This is a genomic window from Bradyrhizobium sp. SHOUNA76 (assembly GCF_023006445.1).
Lineage (GTDB): Bacteria > Pseudomonadota > Alphaproteobacteria > Rhizobiales > Xanthobacteraceae > Bradyrhizobium.
Genome location: NZ_JALBHA010000282.1, coordinates 1 through 8,367 on the forward strand (window position 1 = coordinate 1; position 8,367 = coordinate 8,367).

General features: G+C 63.1%; 15 protein-coding genes and 3 pseudogenes. 9 read left to right on the forward strand and 9 right to left on the reverse strand.

Going from position 1 to position 8,367, the window contains the following annotated elements; all coding sequences use genetic code 11:
- The 4 genes and pseudogenes from MOV74_RS24370 to MOV74_RS24380 form a co-directional block, all read right to left on the reverse strand.
- A pseudogene (locus MOV74_RS24370) lies at window positions 1-240 on the reverse strand (hypothetical protein); the annotation flags it as partial.
- Between the two features lie 74 nt (window positions 241-314).
- A pseudogene (locus MOV74_RS41045) lies at window positions 315-526 on the reverse strand (hypothetical protein); the annotation flags it as partial.
- Between the two features lie 99 nt (window positions 527-625).
- Window positions 626-784 carry a hypothetical protein gene (locus MOV74_RS24375; protein WP_246928333.1) on the reverse strand — a complete coding sequence of 53 codons (159 nt, stop codon included), beginning with the start codon at window positions 782-784 and terminating at the stop codon, window positions 626-628.
- 25 nt (window positions 785-809) lie between these two features.
- On the reverse strand, window positions 810-1,184 hold the full coding sequence (locus MOV74_RS24380; RefSeq protein ID WP_246928356.1) for a PRC-barrel domain-containing protein: 375 nt from the start codon (window positions 1,182-1,184) through the stop codon (window positions 810-812).
- A gap of 187 nt (window positions 1,185-1,371) precedes the next feature.
- Here MOV74_RS24380 and MOV74_RS24385 point away from each other — a divergent pair.
- The 6 genes and pseudogenes from MOV74_RS24385 to MOV74_RS24410 all read left to right on the forward strand — a co-directional run.
- A pseudogene (locus MOV74_RS24385) lies at window positions 1,372-1,588 on the forward strand (thiamine pyrophosphate-binding protein); the annotation flags it as partial.
- Window positions 1,589-1,704: 116 nt separating this feature from the next.
- Window positions 1,705-1,932: a hypothetical protein gene (locus MOV74_RS24390; RefSeq protein ID WP_246928334.1), complete on the forward strand. Its 228-nt coding sequence runs from the start codon at window positions 1,705-1,707 to the stop codon at window positions 1,930-1,932.
- Between the two features lie 86 nt (window positions 1,933-2,018).
- Complete coding sequence (locus MOV74_RS24395) at window positions 2,019-2,570, forward strand: DUF4142 domain-containing protein (protein WP_246928336.1); 552 nt, start codon at window positions 2,019-2,021, stop codon at window positions 2,568-2,570.
- 216 nt (window positions 2,571-2,786) lie between these two features.
- On the forward strand, window positions 2,787-3,371 hold the full coding sequence (locus tag MOV74_RS24400; protein ID WP_246928338.1) for a phosphatase PAP2 family protein: 585 nt from the start codon (window positions 2,787-2,789) through the stop codon (window positions 3,369-3,371).
- Window positions 3,368-3,715: a DUF3147 family protein gene (locus tag MOV74_RS24405; protein ID WP_246928339.1), complete on the forward strand. Its 348-nt coding sequence runs from the start codon at window positions 3,368-3,370 to the stop codon at window positions 3,713-3,715. Before MOV74_RS24400 ends, MOV74_RS24405 begins: the two co-directional genes overlap by 4 nt.
- Entirely contained in the window at window positions 3,715-4,200 is a 486-nt protein-coding gene (locus tag MOV74_RS24410; protein ID WP_246928341.1) for a hypothetical protein, read from the forward strand. The genes MOV74_RS24405 and MOV74_RS24410 overlap by 1 nt, the downstream gene beginning before the upstream one ends.
- Here MOV74_RS24410 and MOV74_RS24415 read toward each other — a convergent pair.
- Both MOV74_RS24415 and MOV74_RS24420 read right to left on the reverse strand, forming a co-directional pair.
- Entirely contained in the window at window positions 4,171-4,365 is a 195-nt protein-coding gene (locus MOV74_RS24415) for a hypothetical protein (protein WP_246928343.1), read from the reverse strand. The two genes, MOV74_RS24410 and MOV74_RS24415, sit on opposite strands and share 30 nt — an antisense overlap.
- Window positions 4,349-4,507 carry a hypothetical protein gene (locus MOV74_RS24420; protein WP_246928345.1) on the reverse strand — a complete coding sequence of 53 codons (159 nt, stop codon included), beginning with the start codon at window positions 4,505-4,507 and terminating at the stop codon, window positions 4,349-4,351. The genes MOV74_RS24415 and MOV74_RS24420 overlap by 17 nt, the downstream gene beginning before the upstream one ends.
- Window positions 4,508-4,680: 173 nt before the next feature.
- Between MOV74_RS24420 and MOV74_RS24425 the strand changes: the two genes are divergently transcribed.
- The gene (locus MOV74_RS24425) at window positions 4,681-4,941 is read left to right on the forward strand and encodes a hypothetical protein (protein ID WP_246928348.1); all 261 of its coding nucleotides are present in this window, start codon (window positions 4,681-4,683) and stop codon (window positions 4,939-4,941) included.
- A gap of 143 nt (window positions 4,942-5,084) precedes the next feature.
- Here MOV74_RS24425 and MOV74_RS24430 read toward each other — a convergent pair whose 3' ends face one another.
- The 3 genes from MOV74_RS24430 to MOV74_RS24435 form a co-directional block, all read right to left on the reverse strand.
- A complete protein-coding gene (locus MOV74_RS24430; protein ID WP_246928350.1) occupies window positions 5,085-5,291 on the reverse strand; it encodes a hypothetical protein in 207 nt (68 codons plus the stop codon).
- 84 nt (window positions 5,292-5,375) lie between these two features.
- Window positions 5,376-5,507, reverse strand: coding sequence for a hypothetical protein (locus tag MOV74_RS40855; protein ID WP_258719551.1), 132 nt, complete (start codon window positions 5,505-5,507; stop codon window positions 5,376-5,378).
- Between the two features lie 108 nt (window positions 5,508-5,615).
- Complete coding sequence (locus tag MOV74_RS24435; RefSeq protein ID WP_135177413.1) at window positions 5,616-5,810, reverse strand: hypothetical protein; 195 nt, start codon at window positions 5,808-5,810, stop codon at window positions 5,616-5,618.
- Window positions 5,811-5,904: 94 nt separating this feature from the next.
- On the opposite strand from MOV74_RS24435, the gene MOV74_RS24440 reads away from it, so the two are divergent.
- Together MOV74_RS24440 and MOV74_RS24445 are read left to right on the forward strand one after the other, a co-directional pair.
- Window positions 5,905-6,414: a DUF4142 domain-containing protein gene (locus MOV74_RS24440; RefSeq protein ID WP_246928352.1), complete on the forward strand. Its 510-nt coding sequence runs from the start codon at window positions 5,905-5,907 to the stop codon at window positions 6,412-6,414.
- Window positions 6,415-6,681: 267 nt separating this feature from the next.
- Window positions 6,682-8,367 (forward strand): HAMP domain-containing protein (locus MOV74_RS24445; protein WP_246928354.1); only part of this gene is annotated, 1,686 nt, incomplete at its 3' end.

The window sequence follows — 8,367 nt, forward strand, 5'->3', positions numbered from 1 at the left end:
GGCAACCTTCGTCGGCACGTCGATCGGCTCGGCGCGGGCTTGCGCCTCGTTGCCGCCACGCGCCTCCAAAGCCACCGGCGCGAACTGCGTCTCCGGGCCGAGCCGCTTCGGCGACAGCACTGCCTTGGAGAGATCGAGACCGAGATATTCGTCGGGCTTGTAGTCGTCAGCGCGTGCGATGCCGCCGCCAGCGAGCACGAGGGCAACGGCAACTGCAAAATGAACGCTCTTCAGGACCACGGACGCCTCCTGAAATTGATTTTGAAAGGGGTAATTTACCCCTATTTAGGAGGCGTCGCGTGCAATTCCAGCGGTCAAGTGCCGCCGTGGTTAAGAAGTTTGGCGGTGTCAGGCGACCTTCGCGTCGCCCCCGTCCCATCCAGGACCCCTATCAGACGGCTGCGGATGATCTGCTCCGCCTCACCCATGGATCCTATCGATGAGTTCCTTGCAGGAGGGGATGTCATGGATCAGACCCCGCGACCATGCCGCAGCTCCAGGCGCCGGCGTCCATCTGGCATTCCAGGTGGAGAGCCGCGTGGCCATTCGTGAACGCGATCCTCAAGGATGAAGCGCGGCGTCATGAACGCCGCGCTTCATCCTTCTCCCGCGCGAAGCACTCGTGTCAATGCGTCTTCGTCTCGTGCCATTTCTCCAGATCGGGCTTCACCTTGTCCGATCCTTGTTCCTTCTCCGGATTGCCCTTCCAGGGCTTGTCCGTCTGTCGGTGCGATCCCCAGTCATTCTGATCCCGAGGATCGTCGGTCGGCCGTTCCTTGCTCATCTCGAACTCCCTTTCCATGCAACGTCTATGCGAAGGGAACACCGTAATAGGAGTTGATGCCACGAATTGCGGCTTCATCACCCCAGTTCCAATCGCTTCGCTCGCCGTATTTCGGCGCGCTTTGCAGATCCTTGGCCGTGATCGCGGTGACATACCCGCCCAGCTCCGTATCGTATTTCAGCGATTGCCACGGTAACGGGTAGTGATCGTTCCCGAGCCCAAGGAAGCCGCCGAACCCAAGCACGGCGTAGGACACCTTGCCGCTGATCTTGTCGATCATCACACGCTCGATCGAGCCGATCCGGTTGCGGTCGGCACCATAGACGGATGTTCCTTCGACCTTGTCGCTGCCAATCAAACGGCCAATCTCGGCGCGGTCCAGCTCTGCTTGATTCAACATCTCGGTGCTCCACTCACAGAGTGCATGAATCAACCGGACAGGCGAGCGATCGTTCCGCCGCTGTTCCGCACGCCGCTGTTCAGCACTCGGACAGGAACATCGCAGCGAGCGAGCGGTTCTCTGAGCTTCAAAACAGCTCTCGGAATCCTGAGCTTCAAAACAGCTCTCGGAATCGAGGCCGCGCATGGTGTCCCAGACCGTCTCCGACTTCACCGTCCAGCGTCTGCATCAATGGGGCGTGCGTGGCCGACGGCCAGATCGGCTTCGTGCAGGCGCGGCACGAGGAGATGGCGGCGTTTATGGCGTCTGCTTACGCGAAATTCTCGAGGGAGCTCGGCGTCTGCATCGCGACCTCCGGGCCCGGCGCTTCGCATCTCGTCACCGGGCTCTACGACGCGCTGCTGATTACCGCCGCAAAGTACTGGCGCTCCTGGCGCGATCCGAACGAAAGCGGGATGATTGAGGGAGCAGCGCGGCAGGTGCTCGAAACGATCCTGCCGGGAAAGGAATGAGGTGAACCATGAGCGATTTCCGCGATATCCAGCATGGCGTCAACGATCCCGTCGATGGCGTCGACGTGAAATACCACTTCAATGACAACAAGACGCCGCACGAGCGCGCGCAGCGCCATGCCGACGTGCGTGCCAACGCCACGGCCGCCCCCACTGAACCGTTTCTGCCCGAGCGGCTTCGACGCAAGCCGACCGATCCCATCAATCCGCGCACCGGACGGAATCCCGCGGATTAGTCGTTAGGAACCGCGGCCCCTGCGGCGTGTTGATCGGCGCAACATCGCGCGGCAAGAGGCTGCGCGCCCGATCGAAGGGACCAGACATGAAACGGACCGTCATCGCCCTTGCCTGCGTGCTTCTCGCAGGCCCCGCGCTCGCCCAGTCGCTGGGCGAGAAGACCGGCGTCAACTCGGCGCTCGGCGTCGCACCTGCTACCGCCGACTTCGTCAAGGAGGTCGCGATCAGCGACATGTTCGAGATCGAGTCGAGCAAGCTCGCCCAGCAGAAGGGCAACGCGCAGGAGAAGAGCTTCGCACAGCAAATGGTGACCGACCACACCAAGACCAGCACTCAGCTCAAGGGTCTCGTCGGTGACGGCAAGGTGCAAGCGACCCTGCCGACGGCGCTCGACAGCTCGCACCAGAGCAAGCTCGACAAGCTCAAGAACGCCACGGGCAAGGAATTCAGCTCGGACTACAATTCCTACCAGGTCAGCGCCCATGAAGATGCGGTGTCGCTGTTCGAACGCTACGCCAAGGGCGGTGACAATTCCGCGCTGAAGGACTGGGCCGGCAAGACGCTGCCGGCGCTCAAGCACCATCTCGACATGGCCAAGGAGCTCGGCAAGGCGCCGAGCGTCGGACAGTCCAAGTAACGGCTTCGGACGAGGAGGCCGCCCCGCGGCGTCCTCCTCGTCGCGGCAACGGCGCCTCTCTCCGTACACTGAACTTACGAGCTCGCGCCGCCGCCTCGAGCAGCCTGTCGCGCTGGCTTCCATCTGTCCGCGCCGCTACGCTGTACGGCGCGCCCAGGAACGTTCTTTGCCATACAGAATTTACCAGACCGTCATCTAGGATATCTCGCCGGACCGATGGCACTCGTAAAAGTAAAGCCCACCCGGATCGACCAGGCGCTCGCAAGCGAAATTGCGCACGACACCAATTCAGGTCTCGAGCAAGTCGCCCAGGCTTTGACTTGGGCGGCGGACGAGCACGTGCTGCTTGCGCTCGCTGCGGCTGGATGGCTTTACGCCCAGCTTCGGCGACCCGAAGCGCGTCCTGCTGCAAATCACGCGTTGGCGGTCTCCTTGGCGACTGCGGTGCTGCCGCACCTGCTGAAGTCGCTGTTTGACCAGACGAGGCCCGACCGACTGACAGTCCTCGGTCATGCAAACGGTGTTCCCATCTCGGGGCGATCCCACGATGCATTTCCTTCCGGCCATGCTCTGCACATGGGCGCGCTGGCCTCAGCGGCCGGGCTGCTGACCCCCGTCCCGCGCCGGCTGGTGCGCTCGGTTGCCGTGGCTCTGTCGTTGACGCGCGTCGTCGTGCTTGCACACTGGGCAAGCGACGTCGTCGCGGGCTTCACCCTCGGCGTCGTCGTCGAGCGACTGTTCAGGCCGCTCACGCTTGGAAAGCTACGGCAGCGGCCTCCTGCCTCGCGGGTGCGGTCATGACGGAATATCTCGTGCGCTTCATCGCGGGCGGGGTCATCGTCTCCGCCTTCGCGATCCTGGGAGACATGCTCAAACCGAAGAGCTTTGCCGGGCTGCTCGGCGCGGCTCCGTCGGTCGCGCTGGCCACTCTCAGCATCGCCGTCGTCCAGCACGGCCCGCAATATGTCGCCGCCGCAAGCTGGACGATGATCTATGGTGCCATCGCGCTCGCCTGCTACAGCCTCGTTGTCTGCCATCTCCTGATGAGGTTTCATCTCGGCGCACTGCCAGCCACCATCGCCGCCTTTGCCGTATGGCTCGTCGTCGCCTTCGGTCTGCTCGCGGGCTTTGGGGGTGCCGCCTGATGCTGGTCAAGCTGTCTCCATCGGCGCTAAAACAGTCACGGTGGTACGAGTACGGTGTCCGCTTCCTGCTTGGCGGACTGGCAACGGTCATCGCGGGGATCGTGGGCGCGCGTTTCGGCGTCTCCGCCGGCGGGCTCTTCCTCGCGCTCCCCGCCATCTTCTGCGCCAGCGCAACGCTGATCGAAAGTCATGAGCGCCGCGCCAAGGAAAAAGCCGGCCTCAGCGGAAGGAGGCGCGGACAGCAGGCCGCAGCGCTCGATGCCGCGGGTGCGGGCCTGGGAAGCATCGGTCTTGCAGCATTCGCCTCAGTTTTTTACGTCGTGGTTCAGGCAACCACGATTGGCGCGTTCGTGGCTGCCATTCTGGTATGGGCGGCCGTGTCGGTATTGGCGTGGTGGCTGAGGCGAAAGTTTCGCATCACCTCGCGCGCGGTGCAGACCGAGCGCATCGGGCAATCAGCGAGGGGCCGCGGCATCGTCCCGTAGCATCAGGAAGCCATACATCTCGGCAGCGGTCTGCAGTTGATCGATGCGCGCGACAACAACGTCGCGCTGGCGCCCATTCGGCAGGCCCGACAGCTCGTGCTCAAGCCGCAGCTTCTGCGCCGCGAGACGTTGTTCGAACGTATGTGGCTCAGATCGTCTTCGCATCTTCCGTCCTCGGTGGCTGAAGACCCGGGCTGTTGGCCCAGCGCTCGACTTGCTCGATGACCTTCTGGTGGCTTGCGCGCACCGGCCTTTGTGCTTCGCGTTCCTCGGAAAGCTTGCGGGGTAACGTGACCTCGTCCGTCATGACGCATCTCCCTTTAGCTATGAAAATGCGCCTGCGCGCGAATCGTTTCAAGTAACCTATTGATTTATTAAGACTATTTTGCTAAACTGGCGCTTTTTTGGACTCCGGTGGAACTCGCGGCAAGTTGGCCGGTTTAGCAAATTACTCATCTTGCTCAATTTGCGTGATTGACCATGAACGACCTTCGCGCCGAGCGGCTCCAAGTCATGCTTTCCCCGGAAGAGCTGGCCGCAGTGGATGATTTCCGGTTCAAGCACCGCATGCCAACGCGTGCCGCGGCGGTACGCGAACTGCTCAAATTCGGACTCGCAGCCGCGGGCATCGAGACGAGCATCGACCCGTCAACGGGCGTCAAATCAAGCGAGTTTGGTGTATTTGGCCGAGGGCCAGACGGACACACCCCGGGAAAATCCGAGAACGACGCCGAGGATTGATTCGATCGGCCTCGCAAAACAAAACGACCCCGGCACAGTGGGGTGCCGGGGCCGTCCTTGGAGATTGCTTCCGGCGCACCGGGGGCATGACAACCGGAAGCAATCCGTCGACTCTTGGCGCAGGGATTCGTTCCTTGCGAGAACTAGCCCGTCGGGGCGTCGCCGGAATCGTCCGGCATCACGCCGGATCCCGGCGTCTTGGTGTTGTCGTTGAGCTTGGGATCGCGGGTCGCCTCGCGCGACGGCGAGCCCTTCGAGCCCGTCTTGTGCGCGGTCTGCGCGCGCTGCTTGTCACGCGGTTGATCCTCCGCGCGCTGATCCCTGACGATACCGTGGTCGGAATGAGCCATGTTGTCCTCTCGCCTCTCCAGTCGTCCTGAAGCGCTTACGCACCGGCGCGTCGAATGTTCCGGTGCAGACGAGAGGCCGCGGCGCTAGCTATGCGCCGCATGGACCGCAGTCGATGCATTCTCCAGATGCACCTGCCGCACCGTCGTCACCGTCGCGAACGCCACGGAGACGCCAAAAGCGAGAATGAGTGAAAGAAGAGCAAGACGCGGAGCCATTGCAAAATCTCCTTCTGGAATCGAAAATCAACGCGATTGACTGTTCCCGAATGATCCTGGATTGGTCGCCTGCATTCCGTGCGCGGCCTCACACCCAAACGGGAGCGCCTATGCGTCCTGCTTTTGGGAGGTACGGGTCGTGACGGGCGGAATTTCGCCATCGAGCCAGTCCTGTTCTCTCGCGAGCGCGGTCCAGGCGTCCGCCATGCGCGAATAGCGCTTATGGGCAGGTTGCCCTTCCGCTCGCTCGGCGAGCTGCAGGCAGTTGTCGGCGTTGTCCCTGAAGATGTCAGACTGTTTCATGAACAAGACGTGGGGACGGAACTGTCGCGTCGCAACCGCCCTTAACGGATCGTAACGTTCGGGGAACTTCGCACGTCATCGGTCATTGATAGCGATGCGAGTTCTTGTCGCGATCATCCTGATGTTCGTCAGCACCGCAGCGCTTGCCGACAGTACCGGCGAGCGAAGGCTGGGCGAACGCGTCCCGACGGCGACCGACGTCGTCAACGGCCTTTACGCGTTCAGCCGCTTCCAGCAGGGTCTGCTGGAAAGCACCGACCTGAAGGGCAATGCGGAGGTGAAGAACCTCGCCGCCCTGCGCGCCGAGGAAGCGGCGAAACGCGACAAGGCCTTGAAGGACATCCAAGAGGCGATCGGCGCCGAGCCGCGCGTCGGCAAGACAAAGGCGAGCACAAGCCTCGCCGAGCCCGACAATTCGGACGGACCGGCCTACGTCCGAACCTTCTATGCCGCGCAGATCCCTGAATATGAATCCACCATTGACCTGCTCGAGCACTATCTCAAAGCTCCCGACAACGCCGCACTGGCCGCCTTTGCCCGCGACCAACTGCCGGTGCTGCGCTCGCAGATGAAGGATGCGGAGCGGACGATGGCAGACAAATAGCCCCATTCGTCTCCGGCCGCCGCCGTCCGTGGTGCCCGCCCCGCCGATTGGCAGCAGGTGCCCACAAAGGCGGCGAACCGGCCCGAAAACTCTTGGAACCGGATGGAACCAATCGGCTTTTTCTTCGTTGCGACTATCGGGCTGAGCAAAGCAGGTTCCTTTTCCACGCGCCGCAACCTTGGCGCTTGATTTCGAATTTGGCTGACGCTCTAGTTTGACTAATTGCGTCACGCCCTAGATTCGGCCGACGCTTGCGGGGGAATCAGTATGAGCGACCTCGATCCCGGATCTGCATCACGCTCCGGTCGTCGCGTCCCAAAGCCAAAAATCAACGGTACGTCGGAGCCCGATTCCCGACCGGAATTGCTCCTCGCCTTACAGGCCATGCGCAGCGGCGATTTCTCCGTGCGTATGAGCGGCGACTATCTCGGTATCGACGGCAAGATCGCCGACACTTTTAATGAAATCATCGCCGCCAACCAGCGCATGGCGCAGCAGCTCGAACTGGTCGGCCAAGTGGTGGGCCGCGAAGGCAAGACGCGCCAGCGCGTGAAATTCGGCCTCGCCTCCGGCTCCTGGGCCGACATGGAAGGCTCCGTCAACACGCTGATCGACGACCTGCTGTGGCCGACCCGCGAGGTGACGCGCACAGTCGCAGCCGTCGCGCAAGGCGACCTGCTCCAGAGCGTCAAGCTCGACGTCGACGGCCGTCCCCTCCGCGGCGAGTTCTTGCAGTCGGCGACCATCGTCAACACCATGATCAAGCAGCTCGGCGTGTACACCTCCGAGGTGACGCGCGTGGCCCGCGAGGTCGGCACCGAAGGCAAGCTGGGCGGCCAGGCCCAGGTGCCGGAAGTGACCGGCGTCTGGAAGGACCTCACCGAGAGCGTCAACTCGATGGCGAACAACCTGACCAACCAGGTTCGCAACATCGCCGAGGTGACTATCGCGGTGGCGAACGGCGACTTGTCCAAGAAGATCACCGTCGACGTCCGCGGCGAGATCCTTCAGCTCAAGGAAGCCATCAACACGATGGTGGACCAGCTGCGCTCCTTCGCCTCCGAGGTGACGCGCGTGGCGCGCGAGGTCGGCACCGACGGCAAGCTCGGCGGCCAGGCCATCGTGCCCGGCGTCGCCGGCACCTGGAAGGACCTCACCGATTCCGTCAACGCGATGTGCGGCAACCTGACCGCACAGGTGCGCAACATCGCCAACGTCACCACCGCCGTGGCGCGCGGCGACCTATCGCGCAAGATCACGGTGGACGTGCGCGGCGAGATCCTGGAGCTGAAGGACACCATCAACACCATGGTGGACCAGCTCAACTCCTTCGCCTCGGAAGTGACGCGCGTCGCGCGCGAGGTCGGCACCGAAGGCAAGCTCGGCGGCCAGGCCCAGGTGCCTGGCGTGGCCGGCACCTGGAAGGATCTCACCGACAACGTCAACTTCATGGCCTCGAACCTGACCGCGCAGGTCCGCAACATCGCCGACGTCGCCACGGCCATCGCGAGCGGCGACCTCTCGAAGAAGATCACAGTGAACGTCTCGGGCGAGATCCTTCAGCTGAAGGAGACGCTCAACACCATGGTCGACCAGCTCAACGCCTTCGCCGGCGAAGTGACGCGCGTCGCGCGCGAGGTCGGCACCGAAGGCAAGCTCGGCGGACAGGCGGAAGTGCCCGGCGTCGCCGGCACCTGGAAGGACCTCACCGACAACGTCAACTTCATGGCCTCGAACCTGACGGCCCAGGTCCGCAATATCGCCGAGGTCGCGACCGCGATCGCCGGCGGCGACCTGTCGAAGAAGATCACGGTGGACGTGCGCGGCGAGATCCTGCTGCTCAAGGACACCTTGAACACCATGGTCGAGCAGCTCCGCTCCTTCGCCGCCGAAGTGACGCGCGTCGCGCGCGAGGTCGGCACCGAAGGCCGCCTCGGCGGTCAGGCCGTCGTG